The sequence below is a fragment of the Sulfitobacter mediterraneus genome (genome assembly GCF_016801775.1).
GTDB classification, from domain to species: Bacteria; Pseudomonadota; Alphaproteobacteria; order Rhodobacterales; family Rhodobacteraceae; genus Sulfitobacter; species Sulfitobacter mediterraneus_A.
This window is the reverse complement of the sequence record NZ_CP069004.1, coordinates 1,596,455-1,616,213: the sequence shown is the minus strand read 5'-3', so window position 1 is coordinate 1,616,213 and position 19,759 is coordinate 1,596,455. Positions and strand designations below refer to the sequence as shown.

The 19,759-nt window shown below is 60.4% G+C and carries 18 protein-coding genes; 13 read left to right on the top strand and 5 right to left on the bottom strand.

Going from position 1 to position 19,759, the window contains the following annotated elements:
• Positions 1–78: 78 nt before the first annotated feature.
• The 4 genes from mgtE to JNX03_RS07885 all read left to right on the top strand — a co-directional run bounded on the left by mgtE (position 79) and on the right by JNX03_RS07885 (position 4,940).
• The gene (mgtE, locus tag JNX03_RS07900; protein WP_203211836.1) at positions 79–1,482 is read left to right on the top strand and encodes a magnesium transporter; all 1,404 of its coding nucleotides are present in this window, start codon (positions 79–81) and stop codon (positions 1,480–1,482) included.
• Entirely contained in the window at positions 1,479–2,048 is a 570-nt protein-coding gene (locus JNX03_RS07895) for a 5-formyltetrahydrofolate cyclo-ligase (protein ID WP_203211835.1), read from the top strand. The genes mgtE and JNX03_RS07895 overlap by 4 nt, the downstream gene beginning before the upstream one ends.
• A gap of 64 nt (positions 2,049–2,112) precedes the next feature.
• Complete coding sequence (locus JNX03_RS07890; protein WP_203211834.1) at positions 2,113–2,925, top strand: TIGR00282 family metallophosphoesterase; 813 nt, start codon at positions 2,113–2,115, stop codon at positions 2,923–2,925.
• Positions 2,926–3,167: 242 nt separating this feature from the next.
• A complete protein-coding gene (locus JNX03_RS07885) occupies positions 3,168–4,940 on the top strand; it encodes an SLC13 family permease (RefSeq protein WP_203211833.1) in 1,773 nt (590 codons plus the stop codon).
• Between the two features lie 12 nt (positions 4,941–4,952).
• Here JNX03_RS07885 and JNX03_RS07880 read toward each other — a convergent pair whose 3' ends face one another.
• A complete protein-coding gene (locus JNX03_RS07880; protein ID WP_203211832.1) occupies positions 4,953–5,810 on the bottom strand; it encodes a bile acid:sodium symporter family protein in 858 nt (285 codons plus the stop codon).
• Between the two features lie 89 nt (positions 5,811–5,899).
• On the bottom strand, positions 5,900–7,672 hold the full coding sequence (locus JNX03_RS07875) for an SLC13 family permease (protein WP_203211831.1): 1,773 nt from the start codon (positions 7,670–7,672) through the stop codon (positions 5,900–5,902).
• A gap of 139 nt (positions 7,673–7,811) precedes the next feature.
• Here JNX03_RS07875 and JNX03_RS07870 point away from each other — a divergent pair, with 139 nt between their 5' ends.
• Both JNX03_RS07870 and JNX03_RS07865 read left to right on the top strand, forming a co-directional pair.
• On the top strand, positions 7,812–8,552 hold the full coding sequence (locus tag JNX03_RS07870; RefSeq protein ID WP_203211830.1) for a YebC/PmpR family DNA-binding transcriptional regulator: 741 nt from the start codon (positions 7,812–7,814) through the stop codon (positions 8,550–8,552).
• A 149-nt stretch (positions 8,553–8,701) separates the two neighbouring features.
• Positions 8,702–9,067, top strand: a complete 366-nt coding sequence (locus JNX03_RS07865) for an STAS/SEC14 domain-containing protein (protein WP_203211829.1) — start codon at positions 8,702–8,704, stop codon at positions 9,065–9,067.
• An 82-nt stretch (positions 9,068–9,149) separates the two neighbouring features.
• On the opposite strand, the gene JNX03_RS07860 is transcribed toward JNX03_RS07865, so the two are convergent.
• Both JNX03_RS07860 and JNX03_RS07855 read right to left on the bottom strand, forming a co-directional pair.
• On the bottom strand, positions 9,150–9,395 hold the full coding sequence (locus JNX03_RS07860) for a hypothetical protein (RefSeq protein WP_203212181.1): 246 nt from the start codon (positions 9,393–9,395) through the stop codon (positions 9,150–9,152).
• A gap of 98 nt (positions 9,396–9,493) precedes the next feature.
• On the bottom strand, positions 9,494–10,372 hold the full coding sequence (locus JNX03_RS07855; protein WP_203211828.1) for a LysR family transcriptional regulator ArgP: 879 nt from the start codon (positions 10,370–10,372) through the stop codon (positions 9,494–9,496).
• A 91-nt stretch (positions 10,373–10,463) separates the two neighbouring features.
• On the opposite strand from JNX03_RS07855, the gene JNX03_RS07850 reads away from it, so the two are divergent.
• From JNX03_RS07850 to JNX03_RS07820, 7 genes are all read left to right on the top strand, one after another.
• The gene (locus tag JNX03_RS07850) at positions 10,464–11,063 is read left to right on the top strand and encodes a LysE/ArgO family amino acid transporter (RefSeq protein ID WP_231024288.1); all 600 of its coding nucleotides are present in this window, start codon (positions 10,464–10,466) and stop codon (positions 11,061–11,063) included.
• 37 nt (positions 11,064–11,100) lie between these two features.
• Positions 11,101–12,003 carry a DMT family transporter gene (locus JNX03_RS07845; protein WP_203211827.1) on the top strand — a complete coding sequence of 301 codons (903 nt, stop codon included), beginning with the start codon at positions 11,101–11,103 and terminating at the stop codon, positions 12,001–12,003.
• 71 nt (positions 12,004–12,074) lie between these two features.
• Positions 12,075–12,650, top strand: coding sequence for a choline-binding transcriptional repressor BetI (betI, locus tag JNX03_RS07840; RefSeq protein WP_203211826.1), 576 nt, complete (start codon positions 12,075–12,077; stop codon positions 12,648–12,650).
• The gene (gene betC / locus JNX03_RS07835; protein WP_203211825.1) at positions 12,647–14,155 is read left to right on the top strand and encodes a choline-sulfatase; all 1,509 of its coding nucleotides are present in this window, start codon (positions 12,647–12,649) and stop codon (positions 14,153–14,155) included. The genes betI and betC overlap by 4 nt, the downstream gene beginning before the upstream one ends.
• 47 nt (positions 14,156–14,202) lie before the next feature.
• On the top strand, positions 14,203–15,660 hold the full coding sequence (betB, locus tag JNX03_RS07830; protein WP_203211824.1) for a betaine-aldehyde dehydrogenase: 1,458 nt from the start codon (positions 14,203–14,205) through the stop codon (positions 15,658–15,660).
• Positions 15,661–15,914: 254 nt separating this feature from the next.
• A complete protein-coding gene (gene betA / locus JNX03_RS07825; protein ID WP_203211823.1) occupies positions 15,915–17,573 on the top strand; it encodes a choline dehydrogenase in 1,659 nt (552 codons plus the stop codon).
• Positions 17,574–17,680: 107 nt separating this feature from the next.
• Positions 17,681–18,346, top strand: coding sequence for a thermonuclease family protein (locus JNX03_RS07820; protein ID WP_203211822.1), 666 nt, complete (start codon positions 17,681–17,683; stop codon positions 18,344–18,346).
• Here JNX03_RS07820 and JNX03_RS07815 read toward each other — a convergent pair whose 3' ends face one another.
• Complete coding sequence (locus tag JNX03_RS07815; RefSeq protein ID WP_203211821.1) at positions 18,347–19,747, bottom strand: helix-turn-helix domain-containing protein; 1,401 nt, start codon at positions 19,745–19,747, stop codon at positions 18,347–18,349.
• Positions 19,748–19,759: the final 12 nt, after the last annotated feature.

Sequence of the window (19,759 nt, the reverse complement as noted above, 5' to 3'; positions counted from 1 at the left end):
AATCGCAAAGCCGTCTCAAGTGGCATTGAAACCCCCCATACGCTTGCCTATGGTCGCCCTCAAACGGAGGACCACGCTATGTCGGAACAGATCGAAGACCTGGAACTGGCCACTGGCGAGGATGCGGAGCGTCAGGCTTACAAGCTGGAGCCGAAAACCGTCGCTTCGGTGCTCTATGCGGTGGATATCGACGACCGCGAAAAGCTGACCGAACTGATGGAACCGCTTCATGCGGCGGATATTGCTGACCTTCTCGAACAGATCAATGCTTTCGACCGGAGCCGCCTTGTCCGGCTTTATGATCGTGAATTTGACGGCGAGATCCTGTCGGAACTGGACGAATCTATCCGTGAGGAAGTGATCGCCGTTCTGACCCCGCAAGTGCTGAGCCAGGCCGTGCGGGATATGGACAGCGACGATGTTGTCGACCTGATCGAAGACCTTGAGGATGATCAGCAAGAGGCGATCCTTGAGGTGCTCGAAGACGCCGATAGGGTTGCGGTAGAACAGGCGCTGAACTGGCCTGAATATTCCGCTGGCCGCTTGATGCAGCGCGAGGTGGTCATGGCCCCCGAACACTGGACCGTCGGGCAGGCAATTGACCACCTGCGCAACACGGCAGAAGAAGATCTGCCGGATCAGTTTTATCACATCGTGATGGTCGATCCGCGGTTGCATCCGGTTGGCAATGTAACGCTGGGCAAGCTGATGCGGTCGAAACGCGCAACGCCCTTGCGCGACATCCTTGAAGAGACCTTTCAGATCATCCCCGCGATGCGCGATGAGGGCGACGTGGCCTATGCGTTTAACCAGTATCACCTCATCTCGGCGCCGGTGGTCGATGACGAGGGGCGGCTGATTGGTGTGATCACCATTGATGACGCCATGGCGGTATTGGATGAAGAACACGAGGAAGACATCCTGCGTCTGGCCGGCGTGGGCGAGGGGTCGCTGTCCGACCGCGTGGTAGAGACCACCAAGCAACGTCTGCCTTGGCTTGCGGTGAACCTTGTGACGGCGATTGCAGCCTCCATGGTGATTTCCCAGTTCGAGGCGGCCATTGCACAGATCGTGGCGCTGGCGGTGTTGATGCCCATCGTGGCCTCCATGGGCGGTAATGCCGGCACCCAAAGTCTGACTGTGGCCGTGCGGGCCATTGCCACCAAGGATTTGACCGGCTCCAACGTCTGGCGGGTGATCCGGCGCGAATGTCTGGTGGGGCTGGTGAACGGGTTGATCTTTGCGCTGATTATGGGCGTTGTGGGGATTATCTGGTTCGGCTCGCCTGCACTGGGCTATGTGATCGCGGTGGCGATGGTGATCAATATGGTGGTGGCTGGATTGGCAGGCACCGGTATCCCGATCTTGCTTGAGCGCATCGGCGTGGATCCGGCGCTGGCTTCGGGCGCCTTTGTGACCACGGTGACAGATGTCGTCGGTTTCTTCGCCTTTCTCGGCCTCGCGGCGGCGGTGCTGCTATGACCGATCTTGCAGCGATCAAGGACGCGGCCCGCAAGGCGGCTTTCGCCCGTCGCAAGCCGTTGTTTGAAAACGCGAATGCGGCGCAGGCGGGCTATCTGAGCGAGGTTCTGGCAGGCTATCGCGGCGTGCCTTTGTCCGGCTTCATGCCAATCCGCACCGAGATTGACCCGACCCCGGCTATGGCAGAGGCTTGCGCCCATGGCCCCGTGGGCGTTCCGGTGATTGAGGCGGCGGCAACACCGCTCAAATTCGCGGCCTGGACCCCGGACACGCAGATGGTCAGCGGTGCCTTTGGCGCGATGATCCCCGCCGATCCGGAATTCTTTGAACCTGAGATCCTGATTGTGCCGCTCCTGGCGTTCAACAGGAATGGCGGCCGGCTGGGCTACGGCGGCGGCTTCTACGACCGGACACTGGAAATGCTGCGGGCCAAACGGCCAACCATGGCCATCGGCTTTGCCTTTGCCGGGCAGGAAGACGCAGATGTCCCGCTAGAGCCGACGGACCAGCCGCTCGATCTGATAGTGACCGAACAGGGCATCATCGATATTCCGCGCGGCGGTTGAACCACGGGTTTTGCCCTCAGGTTTGACTTGCTGTTCGGCCCGTGTCCGCGTACCGGTTGATGCCATGAAAATACTCTTTCTTGGCGATGTGATGGGCCGCGCGGGGCGCCGTGCCATCACGGAAAATCTGGGCCGTCTGCGGACCGAGTGGAAACTCGACTTCATCGTGGTCAACGGCGAAAACGCAACCGGCGGCATGGGGCTGTCCGGCGCGCATGCCAAACTGCTGCTTGAGGCGGGGGCGGATTGCCTGACGTTGGGCGATCATGCGTTTGACCAAAAGGACATGCTGTCTTTTATCGAACAAGAGCCGCGCATCATCCGGCCGCTGAACTTTTCCAAATCCGCGCCGGGCAAAGGCGCACGGCTGTTTACATCCAAGAACGGGCGCAAGGTGCTGGTCACACAGGCATTGGGGCAGGTGTTTATGAAACGGCCCTTTGATGATCCGTTTTCGGCACTGGATACTGTGCTGAAAACCCATCCACTGGGCGGGCTGGCCTCAGCGATCATCGTCGATATTCACTGCGAGGCAACCTCGGAGAAAATGGCCATGGGGCATTGGTGTGACGGACGTGCCTCGCTGGTCGTGGGCACCCATACCCATGTGCCCACAGCCGATGCGATGATCCTGCCGCGCGGCACGGGTTATTTGACCGATGCCGGCATGTGCGGCGACTATCATTCGGTGATCGGCATGGAGAAAACCGAACCCATGCGGCGGTTTATCACGGGCATGCCCAAGGAACGGTTCACACCGGCCAATGCCGAGGCAACGCTGTCTGGTGTCTATATCGAAACCGACGACCGCACGGGCCGCGCCACCCGCATCGTTCCGGTGCGCGATGGCGGTTCGTTGCAAACCAGCGCCCCCTAATTCCGCCCCATGTGCGAGGAGAACACCCGGCGCTTTGCCCCGGAGCCCAGAGGTTTAAGGGCAAAATGAAAAAAAGCGGCACTCAGCTTTATCTGGTCGGAAAACCTCCGGCGGGAGCGCCGCGCAGCGGCGGTGGTGGCTGGCCCCCTTTGCACCTTTGATTGCGTCAAAGGTGCCCTTGCGGCGGATGCGCGGACAGGCGACACTTGGCGTCACTCTTTTTTGGCGGATGGGCCTGACCTATGCAGCTTTTTAGCCTTTCCCAAACCGGCAGCGCCGTTCTGACGCTCGCGGTTGTGGTGATCATGTTTATCCTGTTTCTGCGTGAAACCCTTCCGACGGAGGTCGTCGCGCTGACCGGTGCCGCGAGCCTTCTGGCGATGGGGGTCTTGCCCTATGAGGACGCGCGGGCGGTGCTGTCCAACCCGGCGCCCTGGACCATTGCGGCGATGTTCATCGTCATGGGGGCGCTGGTGCGTACCGGGGCTTTGGATGTCCTGACCCGTCTGGCCGAGCGATACGCCCGCAGCAATCCGCGTTTGGCGGTGGTGGGGGTGATCCTGTCGGTGATGGGGGCCTCTGCGATCATGAACAACACGCCGGTGGTGGTGGTGATGATCCCGGTTGTTGTACAGCTCAGCAAAACCTTGGGCACCAAGGCGTCCAAACTTTTGATTCCGCTGAGCTATGCGGCGATCATGGGCGGCTCTCTGACGCTGCTTGGCACCTCCACCAACCTGCTGGTTGACGGGGTCGCGCGGGCGCAGGGGATGGAGCCGTTTGGCATTTTCGAGATCATGCCAATTGGTCTTGTCGTCTGTGCCTGGGGCTTGATCTACATGTCCACCATCGGGCGCAAATTGCTGCCGGATCGCGACAGCATGGCCAATATGTTGTCGGACCGGTCCAAGATGAAATTCTTCACGGAGGCGGTGATCCCGCCCGAAAGCAACCTGATCGGCCGCGAAGTGCTGGACGTGCAGTTATTCAAGCGCGAGGGCGTGCGCCTGATCGATGTTGTGCGCGGCGACACCTCCTTGCGGCGCAACCTTCAGGGGGTCGCACTTCAGGTCGGGGACCGTGTGGTCTTGCGCACCCAGATGACCGAACTGTTGAGCCTTCAGGCCAATAAGGAACTGAAGCGTGTGGATCAGCTGTCCGCGGTCGAGACCACCACAGTCGAGGTTCTCATCACACCCGGTTGCCGGATGGTGGGGCGAACCTTGGGCAGTATGCGGCTCCGGCGGCGTTATGGCGTCTACCCTCTGGCGGTGCATCGCCGGAACCAGAACATCGGGCGGCAACTTGATGATTTGATCGTCAAGGTGGGCGATACCCTGCTGCTGGAAGGCGCAGCGGAGGATATTCAGCGGCTGGCGGCGGATATGGATATGGTCGATGTCAGCCAGCCGTCGGCGCGGGCCTATCGTCGCGGCCATGCGCCAATTGCGATTGCTGCGTTGATCGGGATCGTGACCCTAGCGGCCCTGAATGTTGCGCCGATCTTGTTGCTGGCTGTGTTGGCGGTGGCCTTGGTTCTGGTCACCGGCTGCATCGACGCCGAAGAGGCGTTTTCCTTCGTGGACGGGCGGTTATTGGCGTTGATCTTTTCCATGCTTGCGGTGGGGGCAGGCTTGCAAAACTCCGGCGCCATCTCGCTTTTGGTGGATAACATCGCACCCGTGCTCAGCACGCTGCCGCTGACCGTGGTGATTTTCTGCGTGTTCCTGTTGACCACTATCTTGACCGAGATCGTGTCGAACAACGCGGTGGCAGTGATCATGACACCGATTGCCATCAGCCTTGCCGCGGCGCTGGGCATTGACGCGCGGCCCTTGGTTGTGGCGGTGATGATTGCGGCCTCTTGTGCGTTTGCCACGCCAATTGGCTACCAGACCAATACGCTGGTCTATGGGCCGGGGGGCTATCGGTTCACCGACTTTATGCGCATTGGTATCCCGCTGAACCTGTCGATGTCACTGTTGGCCAGCGCGGTGATACCGCTGTTCTGGTAGGGCGCTGTCGGGTTAGCGGTTGCGGAACCATGCGACAAACGGCAATGCCACCAGATACATGGTGATCCCATACACGGCGGAGGGCAGCGCCATGGTACTGAACCCTTCGGACTGGCCCGAGATGATCGCGGCGAGGGTGATGCCCAATGTGGCGTTCTGGATGCCTGTTTCGATGGAAATGGTTTTGCGCGCTTGCCATGCCAACCCGGCAAGTGCGGCCAGCGCCAGACCCAGCGCCATTAGAACCACGTTCAACGTGATCAAAGCGGGTCCGAGCCGGGGCAGGTTTTCGACAAAAAGCGCCCAGTTTCCGGCCAAGGCGGCGACGACAATCAGGACAAACAGGACTGTGGCCAGCAAGGACAGGCCGCCATCAATCCGGTCTGCAAAGCTTGGCGCAGCGTGCCGGATGGCAACGCCAATGCCCACGGGCAGGGTGGTGATCAGGAACATCGCAAAGGCCAGCGTGGTCACGGATACATCCGGCGCGGCATCGCCCATGAAATGCTGCACCGCCCAGGCCGCCAGAACCGGCACCGTCAGGATCGACAACAAGGATACGACAGCCGTCAAAGACACCGAGAGGGCCACATCGCCGCGGGCCAGTTTGCTGACCATATTGGAGGTCACGCCGCCGGGGCAGAGGGACAAGAGCATCAGGCCAACTGCCAGTTCTCCGCTCAGCCCGAAGGCCCGCACGCAGGCATAGGCGACTATGGGCAACATTACCACCTGGCTGATCGCACCGATGGAAAACGCTTTGGGCCTTTGCGCCACGCGGGCAAAATCAGCAATGCTCAGGCCGATGCCGAGGCTCAGCATGATGATCGCCAGTGACAGTGGCAGCACGACGTTGATCAGGATATCCATGGTTTTCTCCTTTGTCTCCGGCCATTAGGAACGCATCAGACTGAAAAACAAGCATTTTGGTGGTGTGAGGTCAGGACCGCGCCCGTAGCCTACAGCGGCCAGAACACCAGGATCGCTGGGATGGAGACCGCAACGACAATGATCTCAAGCGGCAGGCCCATGCGCCAATAATCCCCAAAGGAATAGCCGCCCGGCCCAAGGATCAGCGTGTTGTTTTTATGGCCGATGGGCGTGAGGAATGCTGACGACGCCGCAACCGCAACTGCCATCAAAAACGGGTCCGGCGACACCCCGAGGGTCTGCGCCATCTGGATACCGACGGGGGCTGCAACGATTGTGGTGGCGGTGTTGTTAAGCACGTCCGAGAGGGTCATCGTCACCACCATCAGAACCGTCAGCACAATCCATGGCGCCATGCCTTCGGTCAGACCGACAAGGGCGCCCGCGATCAATTCGGTGCCGCCCGATGTTTCCAAAGCAGCGCCCAGCGGGATCATCGACCCCAACAGCACCACAACCGGCCATTCGATATGGGTGTAAAGTTCGGACAGCGGCACGATCTTGGCCAGAACATAGGCCACCACCACCAGTCCCAGCGCGATGGGCAAATAGATCAGTCCCACGCTGGCGGCGGCCACGGCAGCGGCGAACAGCCCGATGGCAAGCCAGACCTTTGAGTTTTCGGTGACGGCCAATCCGCGATCTGCAAGCGGCAGCACGCCCAGCCAATCCGTGACATGGGCGGCGGTGTCTCGGGGCACCAACAGCAGCAGGATATCCCCGGTCCGGAGCTGTGTGCCGCGCAGATGCGAGGTGATCTTGCGCCCCTGTCTTGAGATGCCCAGCAGGATCGTGCGTTGCCGCCACGCCAGCCCCACGGCCTGTGCGGTGCGCCCGTTCAGGCGGGAGTTTTCCTGCACCACAACTTCAATGATTTCAACGCCTTCTCCGCCAGCTTTCAAGCGTTCTTCGCGGTCCGTGTCGGACAGGGCCAGATCCAGCGTGCTGCGAAATTCGTCGAGGGCATCGGGGGCCGCTTCCAGCACCAAAGCATCCCCGGCATTCAGCGCGACGTTGCGGGCCTGCCCATATCGGCGCTTGCCATCACGGATCAATCCAAGGATCGCGACATCCGATTTTTCGGCGATCTCAGTCAGTTCGGCCAGACGTTTGCCGATGTGTTTGCTGCCCTCCGGCACGGTCAGTTCGGCGATGTATTGCGCCAGATCGCTTTCGCCAATGCTGGCATCATCGCGGGCAGGGATCAGCCGCCAGCCGATGAGCGCCACAAAGATCAAACCGGCAATCGCGGCGACCCCGCCCACGGGGGCAAAATCAAACATCCTGAAGGGCTCTCCCAAGGCATCCTGCCGGATCGAGGCGATGATAATGTTGGGCGGTGTTCCGATCAACGTAACCATACCGCCAAGAATCGTGGCAAAGCTGAGCGGCATCAGGCTCAGCCCCGGTTGGCGTCCGGCCTTGCGGGCGGTTTGGATGTCCACGGGCATCAGCAGCGCCAGCGCAGCCACGTTGTTCATAAAGGCCGACAGGATACCGCCCACCGCGCCCATCAGGGTGATATGTGCCCCCAAAGACCGCGAGGCATCGACCAAGGTGCGGGTGATCAACAGCACCGCGCCCGAGCGCACCAAACCGGCGGAGACCACAAGCACAAGCGCCACCACCAAAGTGGCGGGATGGCCAAACCCGTCAAAAGCGTTCTTTGTTGGCACGACGCCCAGAACCACACCGACCATCAGTGCCGAAAAGGCCACGATGTCATATCGAAACCGCCCCCAAAGCAGCAGGCCAAAGACAGCGCCAAACAGGCAAAACAGGATAATCTGATCGGTACTCATCACGGCCTCACATGGTGTTTGCCCCCATGACACCGCGCCTGATGCGCCAGCGCAAGGGGCAATCGGCAGGGGGGATTGCCCTTGGGCGGTGGGCTGCCCTATAGAGTGGCAACGCGATCATCCAAGTTATGAGGTATCCATGGCCGGCCACTCCAAATGGGCAAATATTCAACACCGCAAAGGGCGTCAGGACGCGCAGCGCTCCAAATTGTTCTCCAAACTGGCCAAGGAGATCACGGTCGCTGCCAAAATGGGCGACCCCGACCCTGAAAAGAACCCCCGTTTGCGGATGGCTGTCAAAGAGGCCAAGTCGCAGTCGGTGCCAAAGGACGTGATCGAACGCGCGATCAAGAAGTCTCAGGGCGGCGAGGGCGAGGATTACGAAGAAATCCGTTACGAGGGTTACGGTCCAAACGGCGTTGCCGTGATCGTCGAGGCGATGACAGACAACCGCAACCGCACCGCCTCTACCGTGCGCTCGACCTTTACCAAGAACGGCGGCAATCTGGGCGAGACCGGCAGCGTCGGGTTCATGTTCGATCGCAAAGGCGAAGTGACCTATCCCGCCGAAGTGGGTGACAATGACACCGTGATGATGGCCGCGATCGAGGCAGGCGCGGAAGACGTGGAAAGCTCTGAGGACGGGCATGTGATCTATTGCGCGGACACGGATCTCAATGAAGTGGCAACCGCGCTGGAAGCGGAACTGGGCGAATCTGAATCGACCAAACTGGTCTGGCGTCCAACCACCACCACGGAAATGGATCTGGAAAGCATGGAAAAGCTGATGAAGCTGGTCGATGCGCTTGAAGACGATGACGACGTGCAGCGGGTGACAACCAACTTTGAAGCCTCTGATGAGGTCATGTCGCAGCTCTGATCTGCATCCATCGGAACAGTTTTTGAAGCCGGCCCACTTGGGCCGGTTTTTTTGTGGCGGGTCTTTGCTGATCTCTGCCGGGTTTGACCCCGATCAAAGACGCTCCTCCGGCGTTGTGCGATACTTGGGGCATTGCATAGGAGGATACCATGCTCACCATCACCAAACCGTCGGACAACCGCGTTGATATCGAACTGCGCGGCTCACTGGATGCAGATATGATGCGCAAAGGTCTGGAGGATCTGTTGTCGATGTCCGAAGGGGTCTCGGGCGGCAGGATGCTTTATACGATACCGGAATTTGCACTGCCGACGCTGGAAGCTTTGGGCGTTGAATTGACCATGCTGCCCAAGATGTTTGGCCTGCTGGGCAAATACGACAAATGTGCGGTGCTGACTGATGCGGGTTGGATTCGCACGGCGGCCGAGGTCGAGGGCGCGTTGATGCCGGGTTTGACGATCAAGGCGTTTCCGCTTGATGGCGCTGCGGCGGCGGAGGCGTGGCTGGCGGCGTAAATTGGGTGGCCAGGAAGTTGGGATTTAGGCACTAAAAAACCGCCCCCGCAGGGGCGGTGGAAGGCCAATGGCCAGCGCGTTCTTATCCGAAGATGCGCGACATTCCGAGCCAACCACTGCCGATGCGTGCGCACGGCTTCATTGGTTCGGGGGTTTTGGCTTGGGCAATCTGGGCCAGAACGGTTTTGACTTCGTTCAGTTTTGTGCGCGCGGCGCGGCTGCCGGTGCTGGCCTGTACGTTCAGGATCTTGGACTGCGTATGCAACGCGGCCTCGATCACCTCTAATTGCGACTGGTTAAGATCCAGCTTGTTTTGAAAATCGTTCATCTGTCTTCCTTTGCTTATGAGCAGCAGATAGGTGCGGCGGCGCCATTTCGCCAGAGAGACGCAACCAAATTCACCGAATTGTGTCCGTTTTGTTGCAATCAACCTGCGGTGGGATGCAGGTGGCCGCGTGCCGCGTTCTCGATTGCGCGGGTGAGTGGCGCGAGGGCAGGCGCCATCACCCGCGCACATTGCCAATAAAGCGGCACGTCAAGCGGTGCGCTTTTGACCAACGCCACAAGGCTGCCATGGGCCAGATGTGTCCGTACCAGTGGCTCTGGATTCATGCCCCACCCCATGCCCGCGAGGGCCGCATCGACAAATCCGTGGGTGGAGGGAAGGTGATGGCTGGGCGGGTGCAGGCGTTTGTCCGTCACCTGCGTGATCCAGCGCGACTGCAACTGGTCTTTGCTGTTGAACACCATCATCGGTGCTTGGGAGAGGCTGCCGGCATTGACGCCCTTTGCAAAATGGCTGCGCATGAATTGCGGGCTGGCCGTCGCGATGTATCGCATGGCGCCAAGCGGCAGCAGGTCACAGCCGGGCGCGGCGCGGTCATGTCCGGTGATGGCTGCACTGACCGCACCGCGGCGCAGCCAATCATCCGCAGTGTCCTGATCGTCGATCACCACGTCAAACAGCAAATCCGGCACCGCTGCCAAGGCCGGTATCATCCAGGTGGCCAATGCATCGGCCGGCACCGCAAGGCGCAGCCTTGGGCGCGGCGCAGAGGTTTGCCCGAGTGCCTGCGCCTCCAGCAAAGCGACATCTTCGGCATGTTTGGCCAGTCGGGCACCCAGCGTGGTGGCGCGGCAGGGTTGGCTGCGGTGCACCAATGTGGCGCCGACCTGTTCTTCCAGCGCCTTGAGACGTTGCGACACCGCCGATGGTGTGACCCCAAGCGCCCCTGCTGCCGCGTCAAAACTGCCAAGCCTTAGGATGGCGGATAGGGCGGCCAGGTGCGTGGGGTCGAGAGGCATCAGTTTTCCTAATTCAAGCTTAGTATCTTTAATTTGTCTAATCTGCACGGGCGCTGTAGTCAAACGCCAGACCTGCAAAAGGACTGCGCATGTGCTGACTTCTTTCCTTCCCGGCTTTGCCCTGAGCCTGACCCTCATTCTGGCGATTGGCGCACAGAACGCCTTTGTGCTGCGGCAAGGGCTGCGCCGTGTGCATGTGTTCTGGGTTTGCCTGACCTGTGCCCTGTCGGACGCCATTTTGATCGCGGGCGGGGTTGCAGGCTTTGGCGCATTGGCAGAAGCGTGGCCGTGGTTTGAGACCGTCATGCGCTATGGCGGCGCGGCCTTCCTGATCTGGTATGGCTACCTCAATGCCCGCGCGGCGTGGCGGGGCGGCGTGGCACTTGAGGCAGACGGGCAGGGCGCAGGGTCATTATACAAATCACTGCTGACGGTTCTGGCCCTGACGTGGCTGAACCCGCATGTCTATCTCGATACCGTTGTTTTGATCGGTTCGATCTCGGCGCAGTATCCCGACAGGCTGGCCTTTGGCATCGGTGCCACGCTCGCCAGCTTTTGTTTCTTCTTTTCGTTGGGATATGGCGCACGCCTTCTTGGCCCGCTGTTTGCGATCCCGCTCAGTTGGCGCATTCTTGACGGGCTGATCGCGGCAACGATGTGGGGCATTGCGGCAAAACTATTGTTGATGTGACCTTGCCCTTTACGGCGCGTTGAGAAACTGTCGCGCCATGGTTACTGCTACACCTCAACGCCCGCTTACCGGTATTCTTTGGATGTTGGTCACGGGGCTTTTTTTCATCGCCGTCACGGCCCTGGTCAAATATATGGGCCCGCGCCTGCCTGCGGCGGAATCGGCATTTCTGCGCTATGCCATCGGGCTGGTGTTCCTGCTGCCTGCATTGGGGGCTTTGCGGAAAACCAATCTCAGCCGGCGCCAATGGTCCTTGTTCGGGCTGCGCGGGTTTTGTCATGCGCTGGGCGTGATCTTGTGGTTCTACGCCATGACCCGCATCCCCATCGCAGAGGTCACGGCGATGAATTACCTCGCCCCGATCTATGTCACGTTGGGGGCTGCGGTGTTTCTGGGGGAAAAGCTGGCGGCGCGGCGGATTGCGGCGGTGTGTCTGGGGTTGATGGGCGCGGCAATCATCCTGCGTCCGGGATTTCGCGAGGTCAGTCTGGGCCATCTTGCGATGCTGTTTGCCGCGGTGGTTTTTGCCGGATCTTACCTTTTGGCCAAGGTGCTGGCCGATGAAGTGCGGCCTGCGGTGGTGGTGGCCATGCTGTCGATCTTTGTCACGCTGGCGCTGGCCCCTTTTGCCTTGCCGGTTTGGGTCATGCCCACATTGCGCGAGGTTTTGATTCTCACGGCGGTCGCGGTGTTTGCCACGGCGGGGCATTATTCGATGACGCTGGCCTTTGCTGCCGCGCCCGTGACCGTGACCCAGCCTATCACGTTTTTGCAGCTGCTTTGGGCCACGTCCCTTGGGGTTTTGGCCTTTAACGAGCCGGTGGATATCTGGGTCATCGTAGGCGGTTTTGTCATTCTGGGATCGGTTACATTCATCACCTGGCGCGAGGCAATGCTGAAACGGCAGATCACTCCGAATGCGAATGCGACCAAGCTCTGACTTTTCTTGATTGACGGGTCAATAAAGATCGAACTATCCTGACGCGGTAACGCCAAAGGATAGAATCCGTCATGCCAAAAGTAGGAATGCAGCCCATTCGGCGCTCGGCGCTGGTACAGGCCACAATCGCCGAGATTGGCGCGGCGCATTCGCTGGACGTCACCGTGGGGCAAATTGCCAAGCGGGCAGGCATGTCCACGGCGCTGGCACACCACTATTTTGGCGGCAAGGATCAGATCTTCCTCGCCGCGATGACCCATATCCTTGAAGAATACAAAGCGCAGGTTCTGCACCATCTGTCGCAGGCCGAAACCCCCCGCGACCGGGCGGCGGCAATTATCATCGCCAGCTTTGACGAAACCTGTTTTGCACCTGAAACGGTGTCAGCCTGGATGACACTTTATGCCTCATCGCGTACCAGCAGTGGCACCCAGCGGCTTTTGCGGATCTACCAGCGCCGGTTGCGGTCCAACCTGACCCATGCCCTGCGCGGCGCATCCCCCCGTCCCGAAGCGGATGCAGATACGATAGCGGCCTTGATTGATGGTCTCTATCTTCGTGCGGCGCTGTCGCACTCCGGCACCGCCAAGGCGGCGCTCAAATCAGCCCTTACAACACTCGATCTCTTGCTTAAGGCACCTAGATGACACAACCAAATATTCTGATCCTGATGGTGGATCAGCTCAACGGCACATTCTTTCCCGATGGTCCGGCGGATTTCCTGCATGCGCCAAATCTCAAGGCGCTGGCGGCGCGGTCGACCCGGTTTGCCAATGCCTATACGGCCTCGCCCCTGTGTGCGCCGGGCCGGGCGGCGTTTATGTCGGGCCAGTTGCCAAGCGATACTGGCGTTTATGACAACGCCGCCGAGTTCTGTTCATCGATCCCGACCTACGCGCACCACCTGCGCCGGGCGGGCTATCACACCTGCTTGTCGGGCAAGATGCATTTTGTCGGGCCAGACCAGTTGCACGGGTTCGAGGAGCGCCTGACTACCGATATCTACCCCGCCGATTTTGGCTGGACCCCCGATTACCGCAAGCCGGGGGAACGGATTGACTGGTGGTATCACAACATGGGCTCTGTCACCGGGGCCGGGGTCGCCGAGATTTCCAACCAGATGGAATATGACGATGATGTTGCCTACAACGCGGTGCGCAAGCTTTATGATCTGTCGCGCGGTGAGGACGGGCGGCCATGGTGCCTGACGGCCAGCTTTACCCATCCGCATGACCCCTATGTGGCACGTAAGAAGTACTGGGATCTTTACGAGGATTGCGAACATCTGCTGCCTGAAGTGCCCGCGATGGCCTATGAGGATCACGATCCGCATTCGCAGCGCATCTTTGACGCGAACGACTGGCGCAGCTTTGACATCAAGGAAGAAGACATCCGCCGGTCGCGGCGGGCCTATTTTGCCAACATCAGCTATCTTGATGACAAGATTGGCGAGATCCTGAAAACGCTGGAAGACACGCGGCAAGAGGCGATCATCCTGTTTGTATCCGACCATGGCGACATGCTGGGCGAGCGGGGGCTTTGGTTCAAGATGTCTTTCCTTGAAGGATCATCGCGCGTGCCGATGATGATTTCGGCCCCGCAGATGGAGCCGGGCCTGCAAACCACCGCTGTCAGCAACATCGACGTCTGCCCGACCCTATGTGATCTCGCTGGCGTCAGCATGGACGAGGTGATGGCATGGACCACCGGCCAGTCTCTGGTGCCGATGGGCCAAGGGGTAGAGCGGACCGAGCCAGTGGCGATGGAATATGCGGCCGAGGCCAGCTATGCGCCGATGGTTTCGCTGCGCTATGGCAAGTGGAAATACAATCGCTGTGCGCTGGACCCAGATCAATTGTTCGATCTGGAGACGGACCCCCATGAGCTGACCAATCTGGCGGATCATCCTGATCATCAGGGCACGTTGAATTCGCTGCGGGCCAAGGCGGATGCCCGTTGGGATCTGGAGGCCTATGACGCCGATGTGCGCAAAAGCCAGGCCCGCCGCTGGGTGGTCTATGAGGCGCTGCGCGAGGGGGGGTATTATCCATGGGATTACCAGCCGCTCCGCAAGGCGTCCGAACAATACATGCGTAATCACATGGACCTCAACGTGCTGGAAGAAAACAAGCGCTTCCCGCGCGGTGAATGACCCTTCATTTGGCCCCTAAACTCCCGCCGGAGGCAGAAAGTTAACCCATGCCCTATGACACACAACCCAAGGCCAGCCATTTTATCAATGGCGCCTATGTCGAAGACACAAACGGCACGCCGATTGATGTGATTTATCCCGCAACGGGGGAAAAGATTGCGACGGTCTATGCCGCGACCCCTGCCATTGTCGAACAGGCGATTGAATCGGCACGAAGCGCCCAGGCGGCATGGGCCGCGATGAGCGGGACAGAGCGCGGGCGCATTCTGCGCCGGGCCGAGCAGATCATGCGCGAGCGCAATCACGATCTGAGCGTGCTGGAGACCTATGACACCGGCAAACCCTATCAGGAAACCTCGGTGGTGGATGCCACCAGCGGGGCCGATGCGCTGGAATACTTCGGCGGCATGGCGGCCACCCTGACCGGCGAGCATATCCAGTTGGGCGAGAACTGGGTCTATACCCGCCGCGAGGCTTTGGGGGTTTGTGTGGGCATTGGCGCGTGGAATTATCCGACGCAGATTGCCTGCTGGAAGGGCGCACCGGCGCTGGCCTGCGGCAATGCGATGATCTTCAAACCCTCCGAGACCACGCCGCTTTGTGCGCTCAAGGTGGCGGAAATCCTGCACGAGGCGGGTCTGCCTGCGGGCATTTACAACGTGGTGCAAGGCATGGGCGAGGTGGGCAGTGCGCTGGTCACTGATCCGCGGGTCGACAAGGTGTCGCTGACCGGTTCCGTGCCGACGGGGCGGAAGGTGTATGCTGCCGCTGCGGAAGGCATCAAACATGTGACAATGGAACTGGGCGGCAAATCCCCACTGATCATCTTTGAGGATGCCGATATCGAGAACGCGGTTGGCGGGGCGATCCTGGGCAATTTCTACAGCTCCGGTCAGGTCTGTTCCAACGGGACGCGGGTGTTCGTGCACAAGGCGATTAAGGAAAAGTTTCTGGCCCGTCTGACGGAACGTCTGGGCAATGCGGTGATCGGTGATCCGATGGACCCTGAAACCAGCTTTGGCCCGATGGTGTCAGAGCGACAGATGAACATCGTGTTGGGCTATGTCGAAAAGGGCAAGGCTGAAGGCGCGCGGCTGGTCACGGGCGGGGCGCAGATTGACCGCGAAGGCTTTTACATGCAGCCGACGGTGTTTGCCGATGTGACCGATGACATGGTGATCGCCCGCGAAGAAATTTTTGGCCCGGTGATGGCGGTGCTGGATTTTGAGGACGAAGATGAGGTGATGGCGCGGGCCAATGACACCGAGTTTGGCCTGGCGGCGGGGGTTTTTACCAAAGATCTGACCCGTGCGCACCGCGTTGCGGCGCGGTTCGAGGCGGGCACCTGCTTTATCAATAGCTATAACGACGCGCCGGTCGAGGCGCCTTTTGGTGGCTCGAAAAACTCCGGTGTGGGGCGGGAGAACTCCAAAGCCGCGATCGCGCACTACAGCGAGTTGAAATCGGTGTTCGTGCGTATGGATGACGTGGAGGCGCCCTTTTAGGGCGCCGCCAAAAGGAGCGCTGACGCGCGTTTCATTTTTGGCGCTTGAGGGAACGTGAGCCCGGATCAGGACCGGCGGTTTTGATTTGCGGCGGTTCTGGAATTTGCTGAGAGGTGCTTGCGCCACAGGTCTGTGGCTCAAGACACCGGTTCAATCATGGCGGTGCGATTCCCCGCAGCGTCAAGGACAAGCCAAGCACAGCTTGGGGCGCTTTGCGCCTCCTTGACCCTGCGCGGAATCACGAAGAGGTAGATATGAAGGCGGAATTTGTAATCGTTGGAGCGGGCAGTGCCGGCTGTGCCATGGCGTATCGTTTGGCGATGGCGGGGCGGAAGGTGATCGTGATTGAACATGGCGGCACCGATGCAGGCCCGTTCATCCAGATGCCTGCGGCGCTCAGCTATCCGATGAATATGAAACGGTATGACTGGGGCTACAGGTCAGAGCCGGAGCCGCATTTGAACAACCGCCAGTTGGCCTGTCCGCGCGGCAAGGTGATTGGTGGATCGTCCTCGATCAACGGCATGGTTTATGTGCGCGGTCATGCGATGGATTATGACCATTGGGAGGAAAGCGGCGCGCAGGGCTGGGCCTATGCGGATGTTTTGCCGTATTTCAAACGGATGGAAAGCTGGCATGATGGCGGTCATGGCGGCGATGCCGGTTGGCGCGGCACCGATGGACCGTTGCATGTGAGCCGGGGGCCGCGCAAGAACCCGTTGTTCGAGGCTTTTGTGAAGGCTGGCAAGCAGGCCGGCTATGAGGCCACGGATGATTACAACGGGGAAAAGCAAGAGGGCTTTGGTCCGATGGAGCAGACCGTGTGGAACGGGCGGCGCTGGTCGGCGGCCAATGCCTATTTGCGGCCTGCGCAGCGCACCGGCAATGTCGAGTTGATCCGCGCCCTGGCGCAGCGTGTGGTGATTGAGGATGGCCGCGCCATCGGCGTTGAGGTGCTGCGCGGCGGCAAGACCGAGGTCATCGGCGCCGAGCGTGAGGTGGTTTTGGCAGCTTCCTCGATCAATTCGCCAAAGCTGTTGATGTTGTCGGGCATTGGACCTGCCGCGCATCTGGCCGAGCATGGCATCGAGGTGGTCGCGGACCGCGCCGGTGTGGGGCAGAACCTGCAGGACCATCTGGAGCTTTATATCCAGATGGCCGCATCGCAGCCGATCACGCTGTATAAACACTGGAACGTCCTGTCCAAGGCGGTGATCGGGGCGCAGTGGCTGTTTACCAAGACCGGCATGGGCGCATCCAACCAGTTTGAAAGCGCGGCCTTTGTACGGTCCAAGGCCGGGGTGCCCTATCCGGATATCCAGTATCATTTCCTGCCCATCGCCGTGCGCTATGACGGGCAGGCCGCGGCAGAGGGGCATGGGTTTCAGGCCCATACCGGACCGATGCGGTCCAAGTCGCGGGGGGCAGTGACCCTGCGGTCCGGCAATCCGGCGGATGATCCGGTGATCCGGTTCAACTATATGTCCCATCCCGAAGATTGGGAGGATTTCCGCACCTGCATTCGTTTGACCCGCGAGATTTTTGCGCAGGATGCATTCAAGCCCTTTGTGAAACATGAAATCCAGCCCGGTGCGGAGATGCAAACGGATGCGGAGCTTGACAGTTTCATCGCAGAACACGCCGAGAGCGCCTATCACCCTTGCGGCACCTGCAAGATGGGCGCGGCGGATGATCCGATGGCGGTGGTTGATCCGCAGGCGCGGGTGATCGGGGTGGAGGGGCTGCGTGTGGCGGACAGTTCGATCTTTCCGCGCATCACCAATGGCAATCTCAATGCGCCGTCGATCATGGTGGGTGAGAAAGTTTCGGATCTGTTGCTGGGGCTTGATCCATTGGCGCGGTCCAATGATGTGCCCTGGGTTCACCCTGAGTGGGAAACAGCGCAGCGGTGATCTGCTGCGCCATCGCCCGACAGCCGACTTCGGCATGGCTTGAGCGGCATTAACTTTTCTTAACGAAACCGCTTTCGTCGTGCGGGTGGAGCGCCCATAGTGGCGCCATGTTAACCATTTGTTTACGATTTGCGCTGTGTGCGCTTTGGCTGCTGGCACCCGCTGTGCAGGCGGCAGATTTCACCGGAAAACTGCGCGTGATTGATGGCGATACGGTGGATGTCGGTCGGATCCGCGTGCGCCTATATGGCATCGACGCGCCGGAACGCGGGCAGCCGTGCACAACGCTCAGCGGGCAAAACTGGGCCTGCGGTGATTGGGTCACGCGGCAATTGCAAGATCTCTATGGCGGGCATCGGGTGCGCTGTGTGGCCAAGGACAAAGACCGTTACGGACGCGTGGTTGCCAAGTGCTATGCCGGGGATGCGGACATTGGGGCGCGGCTGGTGCAGGATGGTCTGGCTTTCGCCTACCGCAAATATGCGATGGATTATGACCTGGATGAAAAGGCGGCCCTGGTCTCCAAACGCGGCATTCACGGGTTCACGCTGCAATCGCCTGCACGCTATCGCCTGACCCGGATCCAGGGGCGCGACGCGCAAGATCCAAACTGTACGATCAAGGGTAATATTTCGGCCAAGGGCAAACGGATCTACCACATGCCGGGGCAAAAGTTTTATGACCGCACCGGCATTCAGCCTGCCAAGGGCGAGCGGTGGTTCTGTTCCGAAGCGCAGGCGCGAGCCTCCGGGTGGCGGCCCGCACGGCGCTGATCATTCCACCTGATAGGGCAGGACATCGCGGCGGTTCGGATCGACGACAAGGCGGCGTTCCAGCGGCGGCACAGCCCGTTGATGGCAGCCTTTGCGTTCGCAAATCCGGCAGGAAATCCCGATGGGTTCAAAGGCGCTGTCGCGGCTGGTGTCCATGCCATCGGCGTAGACCAGCGCATCTGCATGGCCCACTTCGCACCCAAGCGCGATGGCGTAGCGGCGTACAGGGGCGCCAAAGCGACCACCCGGTTTGGTGATGTCGCGGGCCAGCGAGATATAGCGCACGCCATCGGGGGTTTCGGCCAACTGGCGCAGGAAATGCCCCGGCGTTTCAAAGGCGCGATGCACGTTCCACAGCGGGCAGGCCCCGCCGAAACGGGCAAATTGCAGGCGTGTGGCAGAGTGGCGTTTGGTGATGGTGCCGGCCTGATCCACCCGCACGAAAAAGAACGGGATACCCTTGGCACCGGGGCGTTGCAGGGTGGAAAGCCGGTGCGCCACCTGTTCGATGGAGGCGCCGAAATGTCCGGCGAGCACCTCAAGATCGTGGCGGCAGGTTTGGGCCTTCTCATGGAATTGGCCGTAGGGCATCAGTGCGGCCCCGGCGAAATAATTGGCCAGCCCGATCTTGGCGATCTCCCGCGCCCCTGTGGAGTGAAAACGGGCCAGATCCAGGGTCGCCTCAAGCAGGGGCTCCTGTCGGGTCAGGGCGACTTGCAGCAGCATTTGAAAGGTTTGGGTCTCTGGTGCGGCGCGGGCCGACAAGGTCAGCGCCTTCTGCGCAGGGTCGTATTGGCGCAGGCGGTCGGCATCGGCAAAGCTGACGCTGACCCCGGCATTGGCAAGGGCTGAGGCGGCAGCGACGCGCATATTGTTATGACCGCCTTCGCGGCTGGCGAAATGTTCGGCGGCGCGGTCAACCGCGTCGATGTAGTTGTCGCAATAGTGGAAGAAATCGCGCACCTCTTCCCATGGGGAGGGGGAGGCGCTGGCATCGCCACGGCCCAAAGCCTCATCCAGAGAGGCGAGGCGCTCGTGGGTCTGCCGGTAGCTTTGGTGCAGTTCAAGAAAGGCCCGCGCCAGGCCCGGCGCATTGGAGGCTGTGAGGCGCAGATCGGCCAGCGGGGGCATGTTGCCGCCAAAGACCGGATCGGCCAGCGCCTCACGCATGTCACTGACCAGGCGTTCACCGTCTCCCGTGCTGAGCTCGCTCACGTCCATGCCGAACTCTGTCACCAAAGACAGGACCACGGTTGTGCTGACCGGTCGGTTGTTGTTTTCCATCTGGTTGAGATAGGGGAGGGACACGCCAAGCCGCCCGGCAAAGTCTTTCTGGGTCAGCCCGACGCGCGTGCGCAATTCGCGCAGCTTGGCTCCGGCATAGAGTTTTTGATTGGCCATGACGCCACCCTT

What these genes read in the sequence shown, in the direction of transcription:
- mgtE (WP_203211836.1), top strand. Translation starts at nt 79, where the DNA reads ATGTCGGAACAGATCGAAGACCTGGAACTGGCCACTGGCGAGGATGCG.
- JNX03_RS07895 (WP_203211835.1), top strand. Translation starts at nt 1,479, where the DNA reads ATGACCGATCTTGCAGCGATCAAGGACGCGGCCCGCAAGGCGGCTTTC.
- JNX03_RS07890 (WP_203211834.1), top strand. Translation starts at nt 2,113, where the DNA reads ATGAAAATACTCTTTCTTGGCGATGTGATGGGCCGCGCGGGGCGCCGT.
- JNX03_RS07885 (WP_203211833.1), top strand. Translation starts at nt 3,168, where the DNA reads ATGCAGCTTTTTAGCCTTTCCCAAACCGGCAGCGCCGTTCTGACGCTC.
- JNX03_RS07880 (WP_203211832.1), bottom strand. Translation starts at nt 5,810, where the DNA reads ATGGATATCCTGATCAACGTCGTGCTGCCACTGTCACTGGCGATCATC.
- JNX03_RS07875 (WP_203211831.1), bottom strand. Translation starts at nt 7,672, where the DNA reads ATGAGTACCGATCAGATTATCCTGTTTTGCCTGTTTGGCGCTGTCTTT.
- JNX03_RS07870 (WP_203211830.1), top strand. Translation starts at nt 7,812, where the DNA reads ATGGCCGGCCACTCCAAATGGGCAAATATTCAACACCGCAAAGGGCGT.
- JNX03_RS07865 (WP_203211829.1), top strand. Translation starts at nt 8,702, where the DNA reads ATGCTCACCATCACCAAACCGTCGGACAACCGCGTTGATATCGAACTG.
- JNX03_RS07860 (WP_203212181.1), bottom strand. Translation starts at nt 9,395, where the DNA reads ATGAACGATTTTCAAAACAAGCTGGATCTTAACCAGTCGCAATTAGAG.
- JNX03_RS07855 (WP_203211828.1), bottom strand. Translation starts at nt 10,372, where the DNA reads ATGCCTCTCGACCCCACGCACCTGGCCGCCCTATCCGCCATCCTAAGG.
- JNX03_RS07845 (WP_203211827.1), top strand. Translation starts at nt 11,101, where the DNA reads ATGGTTACTGCTACACCTCAACGCCCGCTTACCGGTATTCTTTGGATG.
- betI (WP_203211826.1), top strand. Translation starts at nt 12,075, where the DNA reads ATGCCAAAAGTAGGAATGCAGCCCATTCGGCGCTCGGCGCTGGTACAG.
- betC (WP_203211825.1), top strand. Translation starts at nt 12,647, where the DNA reads ATGACACAACCAAATATTCTGATCCTGATGGTGGATCAGCTCAACGGC.
- betB (WP_203211824.1), top strand. Translation starts at nt 14,203, where the DNA reads ATGCCCTATGACACACAACCCAAGGCCAGCCATTTTATCAATGGCGCC.
- betA (WP_203211823.1), top strand. Translation starts at nt 15,915, where the DNA reads ATGAAGGCGGAATTTGTAATCGTTGGAGCGGGCAGTGCCGGCTGTGCC.
- JNX03_RS07820 (WP_203211822.1), top strand. Translation starts at nt 17,681, where the DNA reads ATGTTAACCATTTGTTTACGATTTGCGCTGTGTGCGCTTTGGCTGCTG.
- JNX03_RS07815 (WP_203211821.1), bottom strand. Translation starts at nt 19,747, where the DNA reads ATGGCCAATCAAAAACTCTATGCCGGAGCCAAGCTGCGCGAATTGCGC.